This is a genomic window from Agrobacterium sp. H141, from assembly GCF_057158725.1.
In genome coordinates, this window is the sequence record NZ_CM169893.1 from 4006348 (window position 1) to 4029851 (window position 23504).

The 23504-nt window shown below is 54.1% G+C and carries 22 protein-coding genes and 2 pseudogenes; 8 read left to right on the forward strand and 16 right to left on the reverse strand.

Going from position 1 to position 23504, the window contains the following annotated elements:
- Window positions 1-51 precede the first annotated feature (51 nt).
- A pseudogene (locus ACWPM9_RS18865) lies at window positions 52-954 on the reverse strand (YifB family Mg chelatase-like AAA ATPase); the annotation flags it as partial.
- 56 nt (window positions 955-1010) lie between these two features.
- Between ACWPM9_RS18865 and ACWPM9_RS18870 the strand changes: the two are divergent.
- The gene (locus ACWPM9_RS18870) at window positions 1011-2549 is read left to right on the forward strand and encodes a recombinase family protein (RefSeq protein WP_484756135.1); all 1539 of its coding nucleotides are present in this window, start codon (window positions 1011-1013) and stop codon (window positions 2547-2549) included.
- 12 nt (window positions 2550-2561) lie between these two features.
- Here ACWPM9_RS18870 and ACWPM9_RS18875 read toward each other — a convergent pair whose 3' ends face one another.
- A complete protein-coding gene (locus ACWPM9_RS18875) occupies window positions 2562-3194 on the reverse strand; it encodes an SOS response-associated peptidase (RefSeq protein WP_484757684.1) in 633 nt (210 codons plus the stop codon).
- Window positions 3195-4180: 986 nt separating this feature from the next.
- Here ACWPM9_RS18875 and ACWPM9_RS18880 point away from each other — a divergent pair.
- On the forward strand, window positions 4181-4474 hold the full coding sequence (locus ACWPM9_RS18880; protein ID WP_484756136.1) for a hypothetical protein: 294 nt from the start codon (window positions 4181-4183) through the stop codon (window positions 4472-4474).
- A gap of 240 nt (window positions 4475-4714) precedes the next feature.
- Here ACWPM9_RS18880 and ACWPM9_RS18885 read toward each other — a convergent pair whose 3' ends face one another.
- On the reverse strand, window positions 4715-5128 hold the full coding sequence (locus tag ACWPM9_RS18885; RefSeq protein WP_484756137.1) for a hypothetical protein: 414 nt from the start codon (window positions 5126-5128) through the stop codon (window positions 4715-4717).
- A 96-nt stretch (window positions 5129-5224) separates the two neighbouring features.
- Between ACWPM9_RS18885 and ACWPM9_RS18890 the strand changes: the two genes are divergently transcribed.
- The 5 genes from ACWPM9_RS18890 to ACWPM9_RS18910 all read left to right on the forward strand — a co-directional run bounded on the left by ACWPM9_RS18890 (window position 5225) and on the right by ACWPM9_RS18910 (window position 9304).
- Complete coding sequence (locus ACWPM9_RS18890; protein ID WP_484756138.1) at window positions 5225-5545, forward strand: Rha family transcriptional regulator; 321 nt, start codon at window positions 5225-5227, stop codon at window positions 5543-5545.
- Between the two features lie 793 nt (window positions 5546-6338).
- A complete protein-coding gene (locus tag ACWPM9_RS18895; RefSeq protein WP_484756139.1) occupies window positions 6339-6698 on the forward strand; it encodes a hypothetical protein in 360 nt (119 codons plus the stop codon).
- The gene (locus tag ACWPM9_RS18900) at window positions 6691-7224 is read left to right on the forward strand and encodes a virion core protein, T7 gp14 family (protein WP_484756140.1); all 534 of its coding nucleotides are present in this window, start codon (window positions 6691-6693) and stop codon (window positions 7222-7224) included. Before ACWPM9_RS18895 ends, ACWPM9_RS18900 begins: the two co-directional genes overlap by 8 nt.
- A 24-nt stretch (window positions 7225-7248) precedes the next feature.
- Window positions 7249-7581, forward strand: a complete 333-nt coding sequence (locus ACWPM9_RS18905; protein WP_484756141.1) for a hypothetical protein — start codon at window positions 7249-7251, stop codon at window positions 7579-7581.
- A gap of 1162 nt (window positions 7582-8743) precedes the next feature.
- Window positions 8744-9304, forward strand: a complete 561-nt coding sequence (locus ACWPM9_RS18910; protein WP_484756142.1) for a recombinase family protein — start codon at window positions 8744-8746, stop codon at window positions 9302-9304.
- Between the two features lie 56 nt (window positions 9305-9360).
- On the opposite strand, the gene ACWPM9_RS18915 is transcribed toward ACWPM9_RS18910, so the two are convergent.
- From ACWPM9_RS18915 to rsmI, 13 genes and pseudogenes are all read right to left on the reverse strand, one after another.
- Window positions 9361-10626, reverse strand: coding sequence for an ATP-binding protein (locus ACWPM9_RS18915; protein ID WP_484757685.1), 1266 nt, complete (start codon window positions 10624-10626; stop codon window positions 9361-9363).
- A gap of 376 nt (window positions 10627-11002) precedes the next feature.
- The gene (locus ACWPM9_RS18920) at window positions 11003-11809 is read right to left on the reverse strand and encodes an N-acetylmuramidase domain-containing protein (protein WP_484756143.1); all 807 of its coding nucleotides are present in this window, start codon (window positions 11807-11809) and stop codon (window positions 11003-11005) included.
- 2 nt (window positions 11810-11811) lie between these two features.
- Window positions 11812-13200, reverse strand: coding sequence for a hypothetical protein (locus tag ACWPM9_RS18925; protein WP_484756144.1), 1389 nt, complete (start codon window positions 13198-13200; stop codon window positions 11812-11814).
- A 16-nt stretch (window positions 13201-13216) separates the two neighbouring features.
- Window positions 13217-13762, reverse strand: a complete 546-nt coding sequence (locus tag ACWPM9_RS18930; RefSeq protein WP_484756145.1) for a hypothetical protein — start codon at window positions 13760-13762, stop codon at window positions 13217-13219.
- Between the two features lie 181 nt (window positions 13763-13943).
- Window positions 13944-14591, reverse strand: a pseudogene (locus ACWPM9_RS18935) (magnesium chelatase domain-containing protein); the annotation flags it as partial.
- Window positions 14592-14781: 190 nt separating this feature from the next.
- Window positions 14782-15729 (reverse strand): glutathione synthase, encoded by a 948-nt coding sequence (gshB, locus tag ACWPM9_RS18940; protein ID WP_484756146.1) that lies wholly within the window; start codon window positions 15727-15729, stop codon window positions 14782-14784.
- A 97-nt stretch (window positions 15730-15826) separates the two neighbouring features.
- Window positions 15827-16327 carry a cupin domain-containing protein gene (locus tag ACWPM9_RS18945; RefSeq protein WP_428186176.1) on the reverse strand — a complete coding sequence of 167 codons (501 nt, stop codon included), beginning with the start codon at window positions 16325-16327 and terminating at the stop codon, window positions 15827-15829.
- Between the two features lie 128 nt (window positions 16328-16455).
- The gene (locus tag ACWPM9_RS18950) at window positions 16456-17580 is read right to left on the reverse strand and encodes a sn-glycerol-3-phosphate import ATP-binding protein UgpC (protein ID WP_484756147.1); all 1125 of its coding nucleotides are present in this window, start codon (window positions 17578-17580) and stop codon (window positions 16456-16458) included.
- Between the two features lie 14 nt (window positions 17581-17594).
- On the reverse strand, window positions 17595-18437 hold the full coding sequence (gene ugpE / locus ACWPM9_RS18955) for a sn-glycerol-3-phosphate ABC transporter permease UgpE (RefSeq protein ID WP_428186178.1): 843 nt from the start codon (window positions 18435-18437) through the stop codon (window positions 17595-17597).
- An 11-nt stretch (window positions 18438-18448) separates the two neighbouring features.
- Window positions 18449-19330, reverse strand: a complete 882-nt coding sequence (locus ACWPM9_RS18960; protein ID WP_484756148.1) for an ABC transporter permease subunit — start codon at window positions 19328-19330, stop codon at window positions 18449-18451.
- A 74-nt stretch (window positions 19331-19404) separates the two neighbouring features.
- Complete coding sequence (locus ACWPM9_RS18965; RefSeq protein ID WP_484756149.1) at window positions 19405-20703, reverse strand: extracellular solute-binding protein; 1299 nt, start codon at window positions 20701-20703, stop codon at window positions 19405-19407.
- A 140-nt stretch (window positions 20704-20843) separates the two neighbouring features.
- On the reverse strand, window positions 20844-21212 hold the full coding sequence (locus ACWPM9_RS18970; protein ID WP_484756150.1) for a YraN family protein: 369 nt from the start codon (window positions 21210-21212) through the stop codon (window positions 20844-20846).
- Window positions 21199-22116, reverse strand: coding sequence for a 16S rRNA (cytidine(1402)-2'-O)-methyltransferase (gene rsmI, locus ACWPM9_RS18975; RefSeq protein ID WP_484756151.1), 918 nt, complete (start codon window positions 22114-22116; stop codon window positions 21199-21201). Before rsmI ends, ACWPM9_RS18970 begins: the two co-directional genes overlap by 14 nt.
- A 261-nt stretch (window positions 22117-22377) precedes the next feature.
- Here rsmI and dnaN point away from each other — a divergent pair, with 261 nt between their 5' ends.
- Window positions 22378-23496 carry a DNA polymerase III subunit beta gene (dnaN, locus tag ACWPM9_RS18980; RefSeq protein ID WP_484756152.1) on the forward strand — a complete coding sequence of 373 codons (1119 nt, stop codon included), beginning with the start codon at window positions 22378-22380 and terminating at the stop codon, window positions 23494-23496.
- Window positions 23497-23504: the final 8 nt, after the last annotated feature.

Consider the following 23504-nt stretch of genomic DNA (forward strand, 5'->3'; position numbering starts at 1 on the left):
GGCCCAATTGAATGACTGACAAAATCTATCAACCGGCCGCTGCGCGCGACGTCACGCAGCGGCCATCTGCCGTTCGGCCGGAATACGGTAGGATATCGCTTCGGCCAAGTGGATGCGGCCCAACTTGTCCGACCCATCGAGATCGGCAAGCGTTCTGGCAACCTTCAATACCCGATGGTAACCCCTTGCGGAAAACCGGAATTTCTCGGCTGCATCTCTCAGCAATTGCAGGCCGCCGGGATCAGGTTCTGCCAGTTTTTCGATGAGGGAAGTGGAAGCCCTTGCATTGAGGTAGATGTCGGGCATGCCGGCCTCTTCGAAGCGTATCCTCTGCCTTTCCCGCGCAGTGGCTACACGTCTTGCGATCTCTGCGCTCGCCTCAGCCGGTCGCGGCCTTATAAGGTCCGTTGCAGACACGGATGGGACATCAATACGGATATCGATGCGGTCCATGAGCGGGCCGGAAATACGAGCCTGATAGTCAGAGGCGCAGCGCGGACCGCGCGCACAGCTGTGACCCGGCTCGCCAGCCATACCGCAACGACATGGATTCATGGCAGCCACGAGCTGGAAGCGCGCGGGATAAGTGACCCTGTGGTTGGCCCGGGCGATGATACAGTCTCCCGTTTCCAGCGGCTGGCGCAGGGCATCCAGCACCTGGGGCGAGAATTCCGGGAGTTCGTCGAGAAAGAGAATGCCGTGATGGGCAATCGATGCCTCGCCTGGTTTGGCCCGTAAACCGCCTCCAACCAGCGCTGCCATGGTCGCCGAATGATGAGGCGTGCGGAAAGGCCGGGTGTCCGATAGCTTGCCGCCTGACAACTGACCTGCGATCGAGTGGATCATCGAGACTTCCAGCAGTTCTGCCGCGGACAGTGGCGGCAAAATTGAAGGCAGGCGTGCCGCGAGCATGGATTTTCCGGACCCCGGCGGGCCGACCATCAACCTCTTGTGAACTAATGCCCTCTAGTATAACCTATTGATCCTATTGAATCAGGATCACTTCTCCAATGCCCACTGCATACTCATACCTTCGGTTTTCCACTCCTGAGCAAGCTCAGGGTGACAGCTTCCGTCGTCAGACAGAGATGGCGGCACGGTATGCTGCCGCAAATGACCTGACACTCGACGAGAGGCTGTCATTCAGGGATCTGGGGGTATCTGCCTTCAGAGGAAAGAATGCTGAGACAGGAAAGTTGGCCGAGTTCAAGCAAGCTATTGAGGACGGCGAGGTGCCTCATGGATCTTATCTGCTAGTCGAAAGCCTTGATCGCATCTCTCGCCAGTCAGCGCGGCGAGCCATGAACATTCTTAGCGAAATAGTCGAGAGCGGGGTGACTGTGGTCACTTTGAACGACGGGCGAGCATATGACCTCGACACCCTCGACAAAGATCCGACCTCACTCCTCATCGCGCTGATGCTGTTTATTCGAGCTAACGAGGAAAGCGAGACTAAGTCCCGAAGGCTCAGGTCATCGTGGGAAGGCAAACGGCTTGCCGCAAGAGAGAGGCCACTCACCAGTGTGGTCCCTGCATGGATGGTGCTAGAGAATGGCGCGATTAGGTTGGATGAGTCCAAAGCAGCCACAGTTAAGCGCATCGTAAAGATGGCCATAGACGGCAGGGGGCAGCACTCTATCGCCATGACACTGAATGCTGAGGGTGTCCCCACGTTCGGCCACGGCAAGCGGAAGGGCACTATGTGGCATAGGTCATACATTTCGAAGATCCTGAAAAGCCCCGCCCTAGTCGGTGAGTTAATCCCCCATGAGACGTATTTTGACGACCAGAAAGGGAGGCAACGGAAGCCGCTGAATCCGGTGAAAGGCTACTATCCAAGGGTCATTAGTGATGAGGAAGCGGACAGGCTTCAAGCAATCGTTGGAGATAGGTCGGCTCGTGCACCACAAGATAGAGCGACAGGCGTCAAGAATGTCTTTGCAGGGCTGGCAGAATGCCCGTTATGCGCATCTTCAATGACCCGTGTAATGAAAGGCACGAAGCTTCGCTCAGGGAGACCTAAGCTTGTTTGCACACGCGCCAAGGCAGGTGCGGGCTGCGACTATCACTCGGTCGATCTGGAGAAAGCTGAGGTCGCACTCAGGGACGAATTGCCCCGAGTTCTGGCTCACGCCCCGTTGGCCGATGATGCCATGCAGAGCCGAGTACAAGAATTGTCCGCATCACTGCAGGATGCGGATCACGCTATCAGCCAATTGATTGACGCCCTCGTTGAGCAGGGAAGTAGCAAGGCAATTAGGACGGCTCTCTCAGCATCCGAGGAAGAAAAACTTCGGCTGGAACAGGAGATCCGCCTTGAAATCGCGAAGCTCGATATGAGTTGGGGTGCCGGTGCCCAGCGCCGCCGCGACGAGTTGCGAAGTGTTCTGGCGTCAGATGCTGCTGAGCTGAACATACGCCTCAGGGCAGTGTTTGATCGTATCATTGTCGACTTCCGGTCCGGTCAACTTGTTCCGATTTGGCGAGGCGGTCAGGAGTCCGAGGCACATATCCAGTATGGATGGCCGACTCAGGGTCAAATCACCTAAGAGGATGCACTCCTAAGCGACCGGTAACAAAATCAGCCCATTATCTGGTAACGGCCTCTGCAGTTCCTTTGCCTCATCCCAAGACGCTGACATCCAGACATCAACCTCCTCTGGCGTCGTGAGGATCACTGGCATTGCTTTGGGATGGATGGGAGCAACGATGCCATTAGGCGGGCAGGTTAGGAAGCCGAACAGCTGATGGTTACCCGGTCGTGGGTTCTTCACGCTGCCACGCTCGCCCTCCCAGTCTGTCCAGATCCCCGCAAAGAAAGCCAACGGCCTGTTGTCATTGATTGCGAACCACCTTTTGGTCTTCCTCGGCTTGGTGTCCTCCCATTCGCAGAAAGTCGTCCAGGGCACTACACAACGGCTTTCTGGCTTCAGCCACCTACGCCAGTGGGGAGAGGAGACATTTCGGATATTGGTGACCCCCGTGTCGGGCTTGCCCTTCGTCACGAATGAAGGTGAAGGCATACCCCAAGTGAGCATGGTAATTTCGCGTTCCTCGCCACTATTGCGGATCACAGGTGCCGGTCTGTCAGGGTAAATGTCGAGCGAGGGTTCAAGGTTGCCAAGCTTGTCTACGGCCTTGGCAAATGAGCGCATAGCCTCCTGTGTAGTGGTCACATTGTACAGGTTACACATACCGTCCTCCGCTGGCGTCCAGTTCCCAACCTTGTCGAACTCGGATAGCGCGACAAGCTCGCCTTGATAACATGTCCGAAAGTCGAGAGCAGCTTCCAGAGAAGTGAATGAGAACATGAGCAAAGGCTGATCATCTAGCTGCACGAAACGACTTCTAGGACTGCAGCCTCTTGCTTCGGCATCTTTAAGGATCGCACGCCGGTCCGGCCTAAGTTGGTCGTGCCCCCAAGGCAGCACAACCTTATGCGGCCAATCGCGGTTTACCTGAGCCATAGTGATCTCACCCTTTCTACGTCCCACTTGATCCCCACTTCTTCATTGACTCTAGAAACCATCAATGAGAACATAAAGAGAACAAATGTCCAGCCAGTGGGTGAGCATATGAACAGAGCACAGAATGACGATGTGGTGGCCAGAGCGATGGCAGAAGTTGCAAGGGCACGCGCTTTCAGGGAGCGGACAGCACAGCTCCGGCAAGAATCTTTCAGCCGTATCCCACCGAAATCTACCGTCTACGTGCTGGCGTCAAAATCTAAGCTTCAGGGGGAAACCAAGTGTTCCCACTGAGGATCGAGGAAACCGATGAACTGGAGGCGTTGCTGGGCGCTTTTGGCGGTGACGCTTTGGCGGCTCTACGTAGCGTCCTCGACGATTGTCATCACCTCCACGCCCAGTTGACCATTGCCCAAACCGCTATGAGCAAAGGGTTTACCAGAGGCTGGGTTCCTAACCCGGATAGAGAAGCTTCCGGCAACGTGGGTTGAGATACGCTGCCCTCCCACCAATTTTTGCTGGCGGCTTTTATCCCGTTATACAGGGCAATCCCAAGGCTCTTGGCCTGATCGGACCATGCGAGCTTCAGGTCACAAGAGAAGCCGACCCTCTGATCTCATCACCACGTCGAACACCACCCCCACCATGTTCAGCCGCGAGATCGCTGAGCTGACCGGCAAGAGCACGACAATGTTCGACGTGACATCCGAACTTTGGCGGAAGAGCTTTCCCTCAAAATTGAAGAAAAGGTGATGCCGTCTACAGGTGGGCGTCCTTCGAAGGAATACCTTCTCCCCAAAGACCTGACCATCACGCTGGTCTCTGGCTACTCAGTCACCCCCCGTCACCGCATCGTCACCCGCTGGATGGAACTTGAAGAGACTGTTGCCGCCCCCTCACCACCAGACTTCACGAACCCCGCTGCATCTGCCCGAGCATGGGCTGCACGCATCAGTTTCGAAGGTAGGATTGGACAGCCCGCCCCTGACCGACCGATCCCAAAGTGATTTGAAATGGGCAACCTTAACACCTTCTACTACCTTTCCGACTCCATCCGCGTCTTCGAAATCGAGGTCAACCCGTGGTTCATCGCTAAGGACGTCTGCCGGGCGCTTGATCATGTCCGAGAGCGGCTGCACCAAGCTCATCATGCGCTCCGACAAACCGGAAAGCCGCAAAGAAGGCATGTACGTGGCCGGTGAGGAGAAGTTGAAGATCGGCGGGGTTAGACGATGCGAAGCTGTCGCTTATGCTGGTATCGCCTGTGCCACAGTATACACGCCTTTCGCAAAGGCACCGAGCGATAGAAGCGCGAATCCTATGCCAAGGGAATTGAGGAAACCACCTGTTTGCCAAGCCTTTCGAGTGTCCAGCATGGCAGTCACATAGGCTTGGTTTGCGAGATAAGCGATCAGCGTAGTGACAACAGACAAGCCAGCACCAGTGGAAAACCAGATCAATGAGTCCATCATGAGGGCGACCATTGGCTCAAAGCCGCCTCCTTTCATGTCCTTTAATGTGCTTGCCAAGAATCCTAGAATGGCAACACAAGCACCTCCATTTAGGAGCAACAGAGCCTTCAAACCGTCACGTGCGGAGTCAAGAGAGGCCTGTTCAAGACGTGACAGTCGATGATCTTCGTTGCTCTCACCAGTTTCCATGCTTACCCCCGGAGTTAAAACCCAACATAGTTAGGCAGGTTTATCGTTAGAAGCAACGAAATCACCCCTATCGTCACCATCAAGAGCAACGCAGTCGTGGCCAGCAGCCGGGACATTGCGGCCTACTTTGGTAAGGCACACAAGCACGTTCTCGATGCCATCGATCAACTCATCATCACCGCTCCCACCATTGAGCCGAACTTTCGGCCCATTGAGATCGAGACCAAGGTCGGCTTCGGTGTTCGAAAGGATCGCGCCTTCGAGATGACCCGTGATGGCTTCACTCTCCTCGCCATGGGGTTCACCGGCAAGAAGGCACTGGCGTTCAAGCTCAAGTACATCGAGCGGTTCAACGAGATGGAAGCTAAGCTGGCCAAGGGTGCAACGGTGCATTTAACCAACCCACTAGCGGGTTAAACCCACGCGTGGGTATGTTATTGAAAACATTGAACTTACTTCCAATATTTGCTTGACCCGAAGCAGTTTCTGGAGTCTCTTCCCATCACCTTCGAAGGCGACTCATCTCCCCCCTCAGGGATCAACCCACCGCAACGGGCACGTCGCCCGAATGGAGCATCTATGCATCGCATTCATTTTGAGTTTCTTCGGTTAAAGCTGTTTTTGGAGATCGCCGGAACGAGTTGGATTTATGGAGAGACCAAACGACATGAGTTCTTCTGGTCACGCACTCAGTGGTTCGAGGGACCGAACGGGAAAGACCGTCATTGGGTCTTTGAGCGCAAGGCTGACCGACGAAGAAGAACTGCTTAAGATGATTACCACCCACATAGGATAAAAGGGAATATTTAGGTGAACCTTATGGTGCCCCTCTAAGTGAGACATAAGATGAATATTAGAATTTACATATTATAATGGATATCATTATCTTCTAACACTTCAATATCACCTATAGGCCATACCCAAAGGTGTACCTATTGGTTCCTCCTGATAACATCGTCATCCAAAACGTAGGCCCGATGGCCACTCCACAGTCGAGAACGTTCGTGGATGACGTTCCTTTCTGCCCGGTCATGTCATGCCATAGTTGCCGGCTGACCGGCTTGCCTTTCCTTGGTTGAGCCTATGACCCCGTCTCTCGTCACATCGACATGAGGCGGGGTTTTTCTTGGCCTGACCAGACATCCACACCATCCGCATCAACCGAAGATAAAACGTACCAAGGGCTCGCCCCTTGGACGAAGGAACATCCATGTCAACGAAACAATCAATCAGGATCTCAATTACTCCTCTGAAACCAACCGCCAAGGGAACACCCTTTGCTGTTCAGGCGGTTGGTCAGTTGATCATCGAACGATCCTACGCCCCATCGTTCGCAGCGTGCCGCTGGCTGGTCGAGCAAGGCTTCAGCGGTCGTGCTGAAGTCTGGTCAGGCCAAGAGAAACACCCGCGCATGACCATCGACAGTATCGAGCGCGCCGCGAAGCTCACTGTCAGTGAATCGGAAAGGCATGGCCCGCGTGTCGTGCGGTTCGTGCCCTTTGAAGGGGCAGCAATGCACCGTGTGAATGCCAGTCTACAGAAGGCTAAAGACGAGACCGTTTATGTGTGATCCCCTTGCCCTACTCGGTCTGGCCGTAGGCGGCGCTCAGTCGGTCATGCAGTACCAGTCCGAGAGCTACGCCGCTAAGCAACAGAACCAATTCTACCGCGAGAATGCCCAGAGGGCGAACCGATCCGCTCAGGATGAAATGTTCCAGACGCAGCAGCGTATGTTTCAGGAACAGGCATCTGGTGCTGAACAGAAGATCGACAACATGCGTGAGGCTCGGGCCGCTAAGGCGACCGCATCAGCCGCTGCTGGTGAAGCCGGTGTGTCCGGTCTTTCTGTCGATGCACTGCTGGCTGAGTTCTCCCAGACAGAGGCACGCAATAACGACCGTATCGACCAGAACACTGAGTGGTCGATGGACCAGCTCCAGGACGAAGTCAGGGGCATCCAGTCCAACGCCGAGAACCGCATCAATGGGGTTCAGCGTGCGGCATCTCCATCCTTCTTCAACACAGGCCTCAAGATCGCTGATGTCGGCCTAGAAAGCTACAGCGGTTATCAACGGCGCAACGGCAAGATTGCCTGACGCCCCCATCCCAAGGAAACGGAAATGAACTATCCACGTATCAAGACCATGACCATTGACGCCCATGATGGCAGCCCGGTCATCATCTACCGGTTCGTTAGCATCGGTGCGACCAACTATCATTTAGTTCGTGACGTCGGTCACCTGTTCGGCTTCGAAGCGGACACAGACGGCGACTATCGCTCAACCATGCTATCACTCGATGTTCCCTTTGAGGATATCGAGGTTGATGACCGAGGACAGATTACCGGACCAGTGGCTGCCGTGACAGAAGAAGGCTATCGAGATCTGGTCGACAAGGCGTCAATGGCGCTTCATCAGCGGACGTCAGCTTTATTGCCGACGCCCCGGCTCTAACTGGCGTTCTTTCTTTCGAGCGGGTGACCGTGGGAGCGGATTTCGAGTCTCCGGGTATATTGACCTATCTGGACCTAGAAACGCGCTGTACGGTCACCACCTCACAACGGAATGCCTCGGCACCGAGGTCGAAATGTTCGCAACAAAAATCTGAGAAGGCAAATCAGATATACGGCTGACAGAGATCCCCCCGGTGGGCTTGGCTTTCCTTTGAAAGTGCTCAGTTGAGGTAATCTACCAACGTTCTGATGAGAGCGAACAGCTGAGCCATCAGCAGCAGGGCGCATAATATCATCGCGACGATGTAAGGCCGTTTCGTCATACAGTTCCCTCACCAACTTCTACCGCCTTCGGTAGTGCGGTCTCACATAGGTGCCGTTACGGCGATAGTGCCCTCTCACATAGACCGGCCCAAAGCCCGAACCTGAGCTGCTCCATCCACCGTAGCCATCATAACCGCCCGGTCTCGAAGCCGCACTCCTTGCCCCACAACGACGGCCAGCTGCGTCTAGACTTTCTGGAGTTGGACAATTGCCGGTGTAGATCCTAGTCCCTCCACCGGAGGACATCAGCGACGCGTTGCTGTAACTGCTAGTAGTTGGCAAAACCGTAGTTGCTGTGCGTCCGAAGGTTAAGTTACCCGTGGAACCGTCAGCTAAACGCACAACTCCCGAACCTGACATCCCATCTCTTGAACGCGTGACCGTGATCGTTCCGTACCGACCGTCGTTGCAGGATACCGGGGCAGAGATCGTTGGGCTAGTGTCGAAGGCATCGTACGTTCCTGTGCACACCTTGCTTCCGGTAGCGTCTAATACCCTAAAGCTGCCCCCACTCATCGACGCCGTGGTCGTGCCTATCAGTGCCTCACCACTATCCATCCGCACAGATGCTGGAAGCGTCAATGACCCACAGCCGGAAATCAATGCCGATACGAACGCCAATGCCAAACGGTTGTATTTCATGAGATACTCCCCTTATGAGAGAAGAGCATTTAGCTTAGAAAAAGGCAAGCCACCTGCGACCTAGTGCCAATAGACCACGCCCTAGTGACTCCCTGAGACTGGCTGCTTAAAGTGTGCCACATGAATGGGTATTGATTTTTGACACCGATAGTGTCACAAGGTCTTAGATCTGTATTGCACTTTCGGAGTTTCATTCCATGCCCTCGACTATCATTGGCTATGCCCGCACCTCGACCCTCGACCAGACTTACGGCCTCGCAGCCCAGCTTCGTGACCTTGAGGCTGCTGGTTGCCAGAAGGTTTTTCAGGAGCAAGTATCGTCAGTCGACAAGAACCGGACAGAGCTTGAGCGGGCCATTGAATATGCTCGTGAAGATGACGTGTTTGTCGTGACCAAGCTGGACCGCTTAGCCCGTTCCATGGCTGACCTCGTAAGGATTAGAGACCTGCTTGAGACCAAGAAGGTCACCTTGAAGGTCTTGGCACTGGGAATCGACACCTCGACCCCTACCGGCAAGCTTATGATGAACCTGCTAGGGTCCATTGCTGAGTTCGAACGGGAGATCATGCTTGAGCGGCAACGTGAGGGCATCGCCAAGGCCAAGGAGGAGGGGAAGTACAAGGGCCGTGCACCAACTGCTCAGAGGAAGGCTGGGGATGTCAGGCGGCTCAAGGCTGAAGGCAAGACTGCAGATCAAATTGTCGAGGCACTAGCAATCAGCCGCTCAAGTGTTTTCAGGATACTCAGGCACGACTGAATGTCCATCATGTGTGCGCTTCAGGTTGTGATAATGTGTTTTCGGCTCGAGCACGATTAGGAGTCACCATTCCATCCAAGCTTTCGCTTCGCAATTGGATGATCCACTTCAAGCAGGACTCGGCATTGCTCAGCACGCAATCGGACATATCCCCTAATGACCTTCTCGGTAAACTCGTACCAGCCAGATCGCGTTGCACTCAGAATTGATCCGTAACCTGGCCCCTTGAGTGTATTCATCCGGGTATTAAACTTCGGCCTGGGCAAAGCCTCGCGCTGTAGTGAATTCATAATTCGAAGATATGAATCGAAAATGTCGGCGCTTCGGCGTTGAAGTTCATGGCCATCAGCCACTGCAAACAATACAGGCTCGTAGTCGTTGGTATATTTCCTTGTTGCTGCTTCATAGGGTTGCTTAAGTTTCATCTCCATTGCGTCACTCGCGTCATTCATCGCCGCCTCGAAGAGTTCTCCTGTGACGTAACCACCATTTTTTGCCGAGAACACCCTCCAGAACAGTTTCTCAGAAATGAGATGCACATAATGCGGAAAGCCATCCGATATCTTGGCTATTCGGTAAGCCGTGGTGTCGTCAATGATGATCCCGAGCTTGTCTGCGGCTGAAGCAATGATCTCAATTCGCCCATCCCATCCTAGTCTCTCAAGACTTACGGTGTGGAAGTATCGATCGGCACTACCATGTGCCGCCATCAGTGCATCGATACTCTCACCAATTCCGCAGAATATGAACCGGGCTGACACATGGGCATCGGATAGGTGCTTTATGAAGTTCGCGAAGCTTTCCTGTTCGGACACACTTTGAATCTGGTCGAACTCATCAACGACAATGACCAACTGGTTACTGTAGTTCTCACACAAGAAACGAACCAGTCTAACAGCCTCATTGGTGGTGATGGGGATCTGGGCAGGAGCTTCATGAGTTGCGACTTTGCCTTGAAGTAGCAACCCAGCCAAACTAGCCCCAATGCCGCCTTCCTTGATGACTTTTTCGATACTCGGTTTTCTATCAACTACTTCTTCGAAGAGGTCTCTCACGATACTATGGAGAGTTTGAGTTCTGTCGCATCCCAGCAAGATAGGATCCTGCTCAGCTGAAGACAGGGAATAGGCCGCTGTCTGTGCAAGCGAGGACTTCCCAACACCCCTAAATCCATGGATAAATGCATGTCTGCCCGGTGCATAGAGTGCCTTACGTATACCCGACAGTTGCTGTTCACGCCCCCGTAGCAGTTCCTCCGACTGTAGCGGTCGAGAAGGCGACAGAACGTGTGCCAGCTCTTGACCGAAATTGTACTCCCGCATGTCCACAACAGGCCGAGTAGTCGAGAGAGTTCTGGTCAAGGTCGTCCACCTCTAATTGCTTCCGATTCGGATATACAATCATAACCTGAGACCCACTCGGCATTTCAACGAAAAATATCTTCAGACCAAGGAACTTCATCAGCGGCGAAGCGATATGCGGAAAGCCGGTGCGATTGAACGGCTGCCACGTGTCGATAGTTTTTAACAGGGCGCCTGTGGCCGGTGGACTCCACAGAATCTGTTTGCGCCATGCATAACCTACGCGTCTTCAAACTCCCAATATTCGCTGGACTACCAACAATAGCCATATAAGGAAACAGAGCAGACCTCGCTGGTGGTGGGTAGAATAGCTGCTAGCGGAGCCATTGTTCTGGATTCATAAGAAGCATGCTTGCAGAATTTCCACATCACCAACTGATATAGCCTCAACTTCTTCTTGGCCACGCGAATGTCTCCATTGGTTTATTGCCATCAAAGTGAGACGCCCGCACCAACCGTCAATCGGTCCCGGGTTATATCCGAGGTAGGTCAGCAAAATCTGCGCTGCGCGAACCTTCAGGTCAGGTAGTGGGCCAATCTTGAATTTTTTGAACGAACCATCCAGGCGCAGATCATATTGATTTATCGCATAATTTGGCCCGTTGTAGACTCTTGCGAACGAAGCCCAATCATCTTTGGCCAGGAAACTTCGGGCTCCTGTCTGACTAATGTACTTAGCCATCGCAGTGAGTTGTGCCGCCTCAGACGCGAACATATTCTGCACGAAATCTTCAACTGTCTCATAGCCGACTAGTCCGAAGTGATAACCCATGACTTGTCCCAGTCCCCACGAACAACTCATAAGCGCGGCGTCTCGGTCAAACTCTGCTGCCCTCAGCAACTTTTCATACTGACTTCTGCCACCTCGTCCGTACCCTCCTGCCTTAGAGTTGCTGAGATCTGGAGCGAGCGAGTCAAATCTCCCCGCCGTGAAGCCATGGAATTTGTGCCGCTCAAATAAAATTACTGGATGTCGATCAGCTAGATAACCGCAGTTCCGAGCTTCAATTTCCATTATTGCCCAGAGTTTTGCGGGTTCGATATCTAACAGAGCCCCAACCTCTTCCATTGCTACACTGGAGAGAGGAAAACCTGCCACCCGGAAATTCCACATTGGCATGCCCTCTACATTTGACCCGTCCACACCTATTCTTTCGATCCCAACCCCTGCCGAAGTGAATCCAAAATGTTAAAAAGGATTTCGGTAGAGTATCCGATGGCGAATGCGGCAGCGGTTGGAGACAGCGCTCCTACTACGCTCGAGTCACCATTACTTGTGAACCACCCCACGGCCAGGCCCGCGATGACACCGAGTATTAATCTAGGTCTATAGCCACTTGATTGGAGGGGAGAAAGCGAGACACTTTCCAATCTGCGGCTCGCGTCGCGCATAATGAAAACAACGACGCCTAAAATTGATGCCAGAACTGGCATTACAGAATTAGTCATCACTGAGTTTATATAACTCTGAACATAAATCTGTCCCCGAGCGGTTACTGATGAGCTAGCGCCTTCTGGCACCAAGTAGGCAGTAAAAAACGACAACGTCTGTTGAAAATATTTTATTTCTTTTCCGACCTGCTGAAGTGCAGTACGAATCAGATCTTCCTTCGTTAAAGTATCTCCAACTTCCTTGTCATTTCCTGATTCATTCTTTTGCTGAGCAACAGCAGCATTCGCTTTCGCGTCATCCGGTAGCCCTTTTTCGACTTTATTCTCTGATCCGCCGTCACCACTCTCAGGGGCATTCTTGAGCGTTTCAGCAGATTCTTCAATTCCAATATCGTTTGCCGAGTTGTCTTGATTAGGTTCGCCTTTGTCCCTCGCGTCATCAAATGAAGAAAGACCCTCTACGCCCTCCAGTCGCGTACCTTTGGTCTGCCCCCCATTCAACAATAGATACTCGACACTTAAATTATTAGCATTTTTGGCTATGCTATCTGTAAGTGAAACATACAGCGCCAACAAAACTGTCAGCACAAAACAACATATAGCCAACCTCTCAACGGTGCGTAACGATGTATTTAGTCGTTCATTACTGCTTTTATGGGCATCTACACCGATTATATTGGCAAAAAATGTTCCGCGAATTGATGCAGGTGTGGCCGGATATGCAGCGTTGGTAAGAGTATTCAGATACAGATATACATTTTGCACATCGTCATTAACATATTTTCGCCTGTCGATTGCGGCTACCGTATCAACAAACCCTTCCAAGCCTTTACCAAACTTATCACCACCTTGCCGAGCACAATACGAGTATAGAACCTTACAGTCTTCCACGGCATTCAACAAAATTCGGTCCGGCTTGCTTGCACTAACGCACTCACCGACTTCCGGACCAGAATCTACCATATCTTTCGGTTTAAGCTCGTCAGCTTGTTGCTCAGAGAATTGCGGCAGCTGCGTTACGGCATTATCTCCAGTTAGCGCAGGATTACCTTGCCCCTGATCATCAGCCTTTTCATCGTCGAGACTATTTTCAGTCCTCGAAGAAGCATCGGCCTTAGCTCCACGTTCCTCTTCGTCTCCCACAACAATCTCCGTCGGCTCAATTTGAGATCTTAAATGTCAATGCGCACCGGCCATCTATCAGACATATCTTACGTCCATCCAAGCTTACCTCTAGCGCATATTCGCCTGGGATAGACCAAGCGGTATAATTGGCGTCTACCCTCCAATCGAATCTGCCACCGTTGGACTCAGACCGGGCCTCCATCAGAGCAATTTTTCTCTTCAAGTTACCCATACTTATAATTCTTTCATTTTCTACGACATCATCTTTTTGGTATATCTTTATTTTAAACTCCGGATCAGTTCGCAAATTTGATATATAATATTCATCTCCCTGGATCCTCAACCACACGTATAACTGCTTAGAAAGCTGACTTCGTTTAACTACAATTGGAAACGAGCTATCATCTACGGTAGGACAAGCACTCCTATGCTTAAGAACTGCCCAATCGCTGATGAATGGATACTTTGTCCTCACATCCTTTATTTCGTTTGCGTCGCATTTGCTTCCAAGTGCAAATGCCTCCGCTGACCCCAAAAGCAAGTATCCCAGTGAAGCCGCCAGTAATGCCCAGCTGTTCATGACGCCCCCTTCCAGCTTCTTCGAACGTTCTTTACATGCTTGAATATCTGACAACGATACAATCGATACGTGCGCTCGGAAAGCCTAAATCGCGTGTAAAAATAGCTTAATTTGGCCAGAGCCACATAAACTTGGAGCCCGCAGCCTGTGCCCAGGTTGTTCAACGTGGGGCATTCGTTCTTATTATGAAGAGGTTGTGGCCTCCTGCGGCCGCGACCTCAAGCGCACGTTTGGCACTTTCCTGCCCCTTTATATCTGCCAGATCCGGCACGTTTTTTGGCAAAGCGCGTACGACCGGCTCGGGCCTGCTCAGCACCTGTGTGCCACGAAAATGATTGGCGAGCGCAATCAGGCTTCTGGGTGCCAAGATGTCGATATCGGCGCCGGCCCAAGCAGCTTCCGATCCGCTATCGGCAGGGCAGATCAGTCCCTTGCCCATGGCGTTGGCGGCGACTGCCGCAGGAAGTGCGCCGGCGACCAGAGCAATGGTGCCGTCCAGATTCAACTCCCCGATCACGACATAATCCTGCAGGGCGTCCGCTGGAATGGCACCGAGTGCCGCCATAAGACCAAGCGCAATCGGCAAGTCGAAATGAGAGCCTTCTTTGGGTAAATCCGCTGGCGCGAGATTGACCGTTACGCGCTTTGCCGGCAGTGCCAGGCCAGAGGCGTGGAGTGCCGCCTGTACCCGTTCTCGGCTCTCGGCCACTGCCTTGTCGGGCAATCCGACGATCTGCATGCCGACCTTTCCAGGCGCGACCATGACCTGAACATCGACCGGAACGCCATCGACTCCCTGAAATGCAACTGTACTGACACGTGCAACCATTGCCTGCCCCAATCCACCCGGAGAGGACCACGAAATACATCTTTCGCGGACAACAGGTTGCAAGGTGACATCATTTCCCGCGAAAAACAAGAACATTTAGCGAACAACTTAAACCCAAGCGAGCATTTGGGTTGTAAGCGGTTGAGCGACAAGAACAAAACGTGTCCAGAGAGAAGGAGTCTCGGATAACCTAGGCGCGCTTCTTCTCGATCGCATCCCACATCAAGGCGGCAATGTCAGCGCCTCCGAAGTTTTTCACTTCTCGAATTCCAGTTGGAGAGGTGACGTTGATCTCGGTCATATAGTCGCCGATCACATCGATGCCGACCAGAATGAATCCGCGTTCGCGCAGCGCCGGCCCGATGCGTACGCAGATTTCCATTTCCCGTGCAGTCAGTTCGGTTGCTTCTGCACGACCACCGACATGCATGTTGGAACGGCTGTCTGTTTCGGCAGGCACACGATTGATGGCGCCAACCGGTTCGCCGTCAATCAGAATGATGCGCTTGTCACCCTTGCGTACCGCGGGCAGATAGGCCTGCGCTATATAGGGTTCGCGGTACATCTGGCCGAACATTTCCAGTAGCGAGGTAAAGTTGCGGTCATCCTTGCTGGAATGGAAAACGCCGGCTCCGCCATTGCCGTAGAGCGGCTTCAATATGATATCGCCCATTTCCTGACGAAAACGCGCAATCTCATCACCGTCCTTGGTAATGAGCGTCGGCGGCATCAGATCGGCAAACTCGGTAACGAAGATCTTCTCTGGCGAATTGCGAACCCAGGCCGGATCATTCACCACCAGTGTCTTCGGATGGATACGCTCCAGCAAATGGGTGGAGGTGATATAGGCCATGTCGAAGGGCGGATCCTGACGCAGCAGAACCACATCCATAGTCGACAGATCGATCCGCTCGGGCTGACCAAGGGTGAAATGATTGCCCTTCTCGTCGCGCAGTTCCATCGGCTCTACAACCGCAAAAACCTTGCCATCGCGCATGGCCAAGCGATCTGGTGTGTAGTGAAAAAGCTTGTAGCCGCGGTTCTGCGCCTCAAGGCTCATGGCGAATGTAGAATCGCCGGCGATATTGATGCCAGAGACGTGGTCCATCTGAACCGCGACGGATGTAATTTTTGCCATTGCCAGAACCTCATTGAAACCCACCCTGATTTAGGGCGAGCCAACTGCAAAGGCAACGGCCCGGACGTGAATTAGCCGGCCCGCAGATCCATCATGGTCACGCGTCAATGCCTGGCTGTTTAGAGGGGCGTATCGCAGCCTTTATTTTACGCGCAATTGCAAGCGGAAAAGGCAAAGGCCGACGCAGAAATGCTATCTTTCGTACATAGTTATCGACACGCCATACGGCCCAGGTTCCCCCACGGAAATAGGCAATGTCACCGGCCCTCAAGAGACGCTGCGTGCCATCTTCGGCTGTAACATGAACTTCGCCCTCCTGGATGACGACCGTCTCATCCCAACCGAAAAACCAGCGAAACTCGCCTGCTGTGCAGTCCCAAACAGCTGTCATACCGCCCCCGTCATCGCTGGAAGAATGATGGGCAAGCCGCGCGACAGGTGTGCCGCGAATGATCCACTCGGGCTTGATTGGTGCCGCTTCCAACGCCAGAAGCCCGCTGCTTGCGGCCACAAGCGGCGGTGCGACCGGCGCCTGCCGATAGCCATTGCGGATTGCCATGGTCCCGGCCAACCCGGCAATAAGAAGTTTGATCGGCATGATACCTGCCCCCTCGAAAGACGTTCTGATCCTTCGACGCTATCATTACCCGGTAAAATACATGTTCAGCGGATTGTTAGACTTGTAACCATCGAAAGCGTTGGGGACCGGGCAGGCATTTGGGATATTTACAGAACTTCTGCCGGTGCATTGATCTCCACCTGCCCCAGCTCCGCTGTCACGGAACGCTGAAACGGTGTCGCGATCCGCTTGCCCGTATCGGCGTTGAAGAAATGCAACCGGTCGACGGTAACGGCAAGAGGCATCCGGCCCGATATGGTGACTTCGGTCGGCAGTACAGCCGTCAGGGCTTGATCGCCCAGCAGTCCATGAACGAGACGCTGCGCACCAAGTTCCTCCACGTAATCCACTTCCAGCCTCAGCATGGCATGCTCCGGGTCGGTCGCAATCGACAGATCCTCTCCGCGAATACCGATCGTCACTGGTCCAGCCTCGCTGATCGTGGCACCGAGTTCGATCTGCGAAGAGCCTATGCTAAGACGAGACCCTTCGACCGTACCATTCAAAAGGTTCATGGCCGGCGAACCGATGAAGCTTGCGACAAAAGTGGATGCTGGCTGGTGATAAACCTCCAGCGGGGTTCCAATCTGCTCGATTGCACCACCGTTCAAAACGACCAGACGGTCCGCCAGTGTCATGGCCTCCAGCTGGTCGTGGGTTACATAGATCGCAGTGGTTGCGAGACGGCGCTGGAGACGACGAATTTCGCCGCGCATGGACACGCGAAGTTTGGCGTCGAGATTGGAGAGCGGCTCATCGAAGAGAAAGGCCGCCGGCTTGCGCACGATGGCTCGCCCCATTGCAACGCGCTGGCGCTGCCCGCCTGAAAGTGCTCTCGGCTTACGCTTGAGATAGGGCTCAAGCTCCAACATGCGCGCTGCCTCGGCAACCCGGGCTGCGATCTCGTCCTTGGGTGTTTTCCGGTTTTTCAGGCCATAGGCGAGATTGTCATAGACTGTCATATGCGGATAGAGCGCGTAGTTCTGAAACACCATGGCGATGTCGCGGTCGGCAGGTTCCACTTGGTTGACCACGCGGTCGCCGATGCGAACCGTGCCCTCGGATATGTCTTCAAGTCCGGCAACCATTCGCAACAAAGTCGACTTGCCGCAGCCGGACGGGCCGACAAGGACGATAAACTCTCCATCGACGATATCGATGTCGACCGATTTTACGGCGCGGACGCCGCCATCATAGATCTTCGAAACGTGTTCAATTGCAATCGACGCCATGGGACGCTTACCTCTTATTTGTCGCTTTCGGTCAGGCCCTTGATGAACCAACTCTGGAAGACGACGACAATCAACAATGGGGGCAGAAGTGCCAGCACGGCGAGCGCGAAGGCTTCATTGTAGTCGGGGATCTGGGAACCGATCCATACCTGCAGGATCTGCTTGATGCCCCGCATCAACGTGTAATAGGTCTCATCGGTCGTCACCAGCAACGGCCAGAGATACTGGTTCCATCCATAGACGAACATGATGATGAACACTGCCGCGATCATCGTACGCGATATCGGCAGCAAGATATCGATGAAGAATTTGAAGGGACCTGCGCCGTCGATCCGTGCAGCCTCGAGCAATTCATCCGGGACAGACTTGAAGAATTGCCGAAAGAAGAAGGTGCCGGTCGCCGATGCCAGCAGCGGCACGATCAAGCCGGAATAACTGTTGAGCATGCCAAGTTGGCTTGCCACTTGATAGGATGGGACGATGCGCACTTCCAAAGGAAGCAACAACGTGGTGAAAATCATCCAGAAGGCCAGTGTCGCGAAGCGAAAGCGAAAATAGACGATCGCATAGGCCGCCAACATGGACAGCACGATCTTGCCGATGGCGAAGCCGAGCCCCAGAATGAGCGAGTTGAGCACCATCCGAGCGCCGGTCACCTGACCGGTAAAGCCGCCTTTTTTGGTGAGAACTGCCTCATAGGTATCGGTGAAGTGTCCGCCCCAGGTGAGCATCAGTCCCTTCATGTGGATATCGGCGGCTTCATGCGTGGAGGTCATGAACGCCACCACGACCGGGGTCAGCATGAACACCACACCCACCATGAGAACGAGATGGTCCCAGAATTTGGTCTTGTACATCTTGTCTGTCCTCAACCGTAATGAACGCGCCGCTCGATGAAGCGGAATTGGACGATGGTGAGGACAAACACGACCACCATCAAAATCACCGACTGCGCCGATGAGGAGCCGAGATCGTTGCCGCGGAAGCCATCAAGGAATACCTTGTAGACCAGCGTAATAGGATTGTTGGCTGCCTTGTCCTTCACCATGACGTCGATGACCGAGAAGGTGTCGAACAACGCATAGGTAATATTGATGATCAGAAGGAAGAATGCGGTTGGCGTCAAAAGCGGCAAAATGACAGTCCAGAATCGCCGACTGCTTGAACGACAGTCAATGGCTGCCGCCTCGCGAATGGAGGCCGGAATGCCCTGCAATCCGGAAAGCACGAAGATGAAATTATACGGGATCTGTTTCCAGACAGCGACGGTGACCATTGCAAATGCGGTATCGAAATAGTTGATACCGACCTTCATGTCCCAGCCGAGATACGAGGCCATCTGGACAAACGGACCGATATGCTGGTCGAAAAACATCATGCCGATCAATCCTGCCACTGGCGGCGCAATCGCATAAACGCAGATGAGCAAGGTTTTATACGTTGCGTTGCCCCGAATGACGGCATCGGCCTTTACGGCAAGCAGCAGACCGATCGACAAAGAAAGAAACGTCACAAGGATGGTGAAGACGAGCGTGAAGCGCGCAATTTTCTGGTACTCCACGGACAGAAGAGCATCCATGTAGTTCGCAGCTCCAACGAAGGTGGAACCGAAGCCGAAAGGGTCCTCGATATAGAAGGAGGACTCGATCGCCTGCACCGACGGCCAATAGAAGAAGATGACCACGACCAGCATCTGCGGCAACAGAAACAGGTAGGGGAGAACCGGCGAGTTGAACTGCACGCGCTTCATGAGGAACCCTTTTTTACTGAAAAGCCCGGGGGTGCAGCACCCCCGGAACCCTTTTCAATTCGAGACTTTGGCAATCAGCCAGCGGTCTTGGCGAAGCGTGCGAGCAATTCGTCGCCTTCCTTCTTGATGGTTTCCATGGCGTCCTTCGGTGTGGTTTCGCCAGAGAAGATGCGGTTGTATTCGCGTTCCATCACAGAGCGGATCTGCGGATAGAAGCCAAGGCGATAGCCCTTGTCCCAATTGCCGCCCGGCAGGGAAAGCTGCTCGATACCAACTTCAGCGGCAGGCTTTTCCTTGTAGTAGCCTTCCGACTTGGCAAGCGCGTAGGCTTCCTTGGTGATCGCCACGTAGCCAGTCGCCTGATGGTAGAACTTCTGGATCTCAGGCGAAGTCAGGAAGTGGAAGAAGGACGCAGTGCACTTGTTTTCAGCGTCAGACTTGCCGGACATGGCAAACAGTGCAGCGCCACCGATAAAGGTGTGTACACCTTCAGGAATGATCGACTTCCAGTAAGGAAGGAAAGTTGCCGAGAAAGGCATCTGGGCCGTTTTCTGCAGTCCACCGAACGAACCTGAAGAGCCGATCCAGAAGGCGACCTTGTTTTCTTCGAAAGGCTTCTGGTTATCGGACCAGCCGGCACCGTAGTAGCCGAAATAGCCTTCGTCGTACCAGGCCTTCAGCTTCTCATACATCATGACGTGGTTCGGATCGGTAACGTTGATCGTCGTATCCTGAACGCTGTCGTAACCGTTGTTGTTCGACGCAAACTGAATGTTGTGACGTGAGAAGAAGTTCTCGGTGAACTCCCAGGTCAGCTGCGACTGGACGAGCGGAATATAGCCGGCTTCCTTGATCTTGGGCGCAATCGCTTCGAACTCTTCCCAAGTCTTGGGCGCTTCGACACCAGCCTTCTTGATGGCCTCGTCGTTGATATACATGATCGGCGCCGAGGAGTTGAAAGGCATGCCAACGAACTTGCCGTCTGAGTCGGCATAGAAGTAGCGAACGCCTTCAATGAAATCGTCACGATTAAAGTCATAGCCGGCGTTCTTGATCAGATCTTCGGCGGGAATGGTCGCGCCCTTGGCGTTGATGATGGTGGCAGCACCGGCATCAAAAACCTGAAGGATGTTCGGCTGTTCGCCTGAACGGAAAGCGGCGATCCCCGAAGCAAGCGCTTCTTCGTACGTGCCCTTGGATACCGGAGTCAGGGAGCATTCGCTCTGCGCTTCGTTGAACTTCTGCGAGATTTCGTTGATGACTTCGCCGTTGCGACCGCCCATGCCGTGCCACCAGGTAATATTGGTGGCGGCAAGCGACGACGACGCCGTGAAGCTGACAGCCAGCGCGGCCATCGAAAGTTTCTTGAACATGGTAAAATCCTCTCCGCCTGAATTGGGGATGCGGATCGCAATAGTGAGGTCTCGTGACGCCTCAATAACAGTTTGGTGACAGATATATTACAATGCAGACCTGCGATTGCGGGGGGAATATATGCGCCAGTTCGCCGACCTCAGAAGGCGTCAATAAAATGCCTTGGCAATGTCCGTGGTAACACCGCGATAATGTCGTAGCGCTGCGAAAGCTCGCTGGCATCGGCACGTCGCGCGAGCCACAGATCGCTCGCCGCACGGATCCGACGCTGGGCTGATGGGGTCACTGCATCGATCGCCGCCCTCGGGTCTCTGCGCGATTTGACCTCGACGAAGACGGCCACATCCCCCTTTCGCGCAACAATGTCGATTTCACCCAGCGGCGTCTTGTAACGCAATGCCAGAACACGATAGCCCTTCAAAATGAGATAGAGGGTGGCAACATATTCGGCGAAGTGTCCCCGCCGTTCGGCCTTTTTACGACTGCGGTCCGGCCTATTGTTTGTCACCCGATCTCTCTTTCAGCTCCAACAGACGCTGATAAAGCTCCTTGCGCGGCAAGCCCGTCAGGCGCGCCGCTTCTGATGCTGCCTTGGCTGACGGCAGTTCCGCCAGCAATTGCATCAAAATAGCATCAACCTCAGCTCCTTCCGGCGGTGCAGACGGCAGTGGCGGCCCAATCACCAGAACCACCTCTCCTTTGACATTCCTGTCACCGCCGTAAAATTCGGCGAGTTCGCCGAGCGTTCCCCGGCGGAATTCCTCGAATGTCTTCGTCAGTTCGCGACAAACTGCTGCGGGACGTTCGCTCCCATACACGTCGGCCGCGGCTGCAAGCGTCGCGCCTATGCGATTAGGAGACTCGAAAAAAATCAATGTCGCAGGCGCCGCCATCAGTTCTGTCAGCCGATCCCGTTTGGCCTTGTCTTTTTGCGGAAGAAAACCGGCGAAGAGAAAGGCGTCACTCGGCAAACCGGAACCGACGAGGGCCGCAAGCGGCGCCGACGCTCCGGGGATCGGCACGACGCGAAGCCCGGCTTCGATTGCCAGCTGGCCAAGTCTGTAGCCCGGATCCGAGACGAGAGGAGTGCCCGCGTCGGAAACCAGTGCCACCGACTTACCCGATGCCAGTGCCTCGATCAGCTTTGGTCCGACCTCTGTTGCATTGTGCTCGTGGTAAGCGTAGGGCCGAGTCGTAATGCCGAAGCGGTCAAGCAGAACCCGTGTGACACGTGTATCCTCGCAGGCAAGAACATCTGCTGCGGCCAGTGTCTCCAGCGCCCGAAGCGTGATGTCGCCCAGATTGCCGATCGGCGTTGCCACGAGATAAAGCGCACATTCGAGTGGCCTTGGCGTGACAGCTGTATCGTTCAGACGGTAGGTCCGTGCAGGACGGCCGTTTTCATTTTTCAAGCGCGGCATCCTTGGCGTTTGGTCGGCCTGTTGGCCCTTCGATCTTTATGGTGGAGCATCGTTCAATTCGCAAGTGCGGCAATTCTTCTGTGCATCGCCTGTGATTTCCGCGCCCCAATTGGTCGATGGCGTCCAAGGCACTTGCATTTCGCGGCAGTTTGCTGCCATTTTGCCGGTCCATATTGAACTGGCCTTTGAAGGCCGGAAGAACAATTCGGCGGACGGGTCCCTGTCCGCGCAAGGTCGAAAACGGTAGCGTCGATGCGTATTACTCTTGAACGGTCCAACCTTCTCAAATCGCTGAACCATGTCCACCGGGTGGTCGAGCGGCGCAATACCATTCCGATCCTGTCCAACGTGTTGCTGCGCGCCGAGGGTGCAAACCTCGACATGAAGGCAACCGACCTTGATCTCGAAATCACCGAGGCGACACCGGCCATGGTCGAACAGGCCGGCGCGACAACGGTTCCTGCGCATCTTCTCTACGAAATCGTGCGCAAGCTTCCCGATGGTTCGGAAGTCCTGCTGTCGACCAATCCTGACGGCACGGCGATGACTGTCGCCTCCGGACGCTCCAAGTTTTCGCTGCAATGCCTGTCGGAGACCGATTTCCCAGATCTGACAACCGGCGATTTCAGCCACTCCTTCAAGGTGAAGGCCAGCGACCTCAAGATGCTGATCGATCGCACACAGTTTGCGATCTCGACCGAGGAAACGCGCTATTACCTGAACGGTATCTTTTTCCACACGATCGAGGCCGGCAACGACCTCAAGCTTCGCGCCGTTGCAACGGACGGTCACCGTCTGGCGCGCGCCGACATCGACGCCCCCTCGGGTTCCGAAGGAATGCCGGGTATTATCATTCCACGCAAGACCGTTGGCGAGCTGCAGAAGCTCATGGACAATCCGGACCTGATCGTCACGATTGAACTTTCCGATGCGAAGATCCGCCTGACAATCGGTGGCGTGGTGATCACCTCCAAGCTAATCGACGGCACCTTCCCCGATTACCAGCGCGTCATTCCGGCGAATAACGACAAGGAAATGCGCGTGGACTGCCAGACTTTCGCGCATGCGGTCGACCGTGTCTCGACGATTTCGTCGGAACGGGGACGTGCGGTCAAGCTGTCTCTCTCGGAAGGCCATCTTGTGCTGGCCGTCAACAACCCGGATTCCGGCAGCGCGACGGAAGAGCTTGCCGTCGGCTATGAAAACGACACCATGGAGATCGGCTTCAACGCCAAATACCTCCTTGACATCACGGCGCAACTTTCTGGCGATGACGCGATTTTTCTCTTGGCCGACGCGGGTTCGCCGACATTGATCCGGGATACGGCCGGTGATGATGCTATTTATGTTTTGATGCCAATGCGGGTCTAGGCATCGCC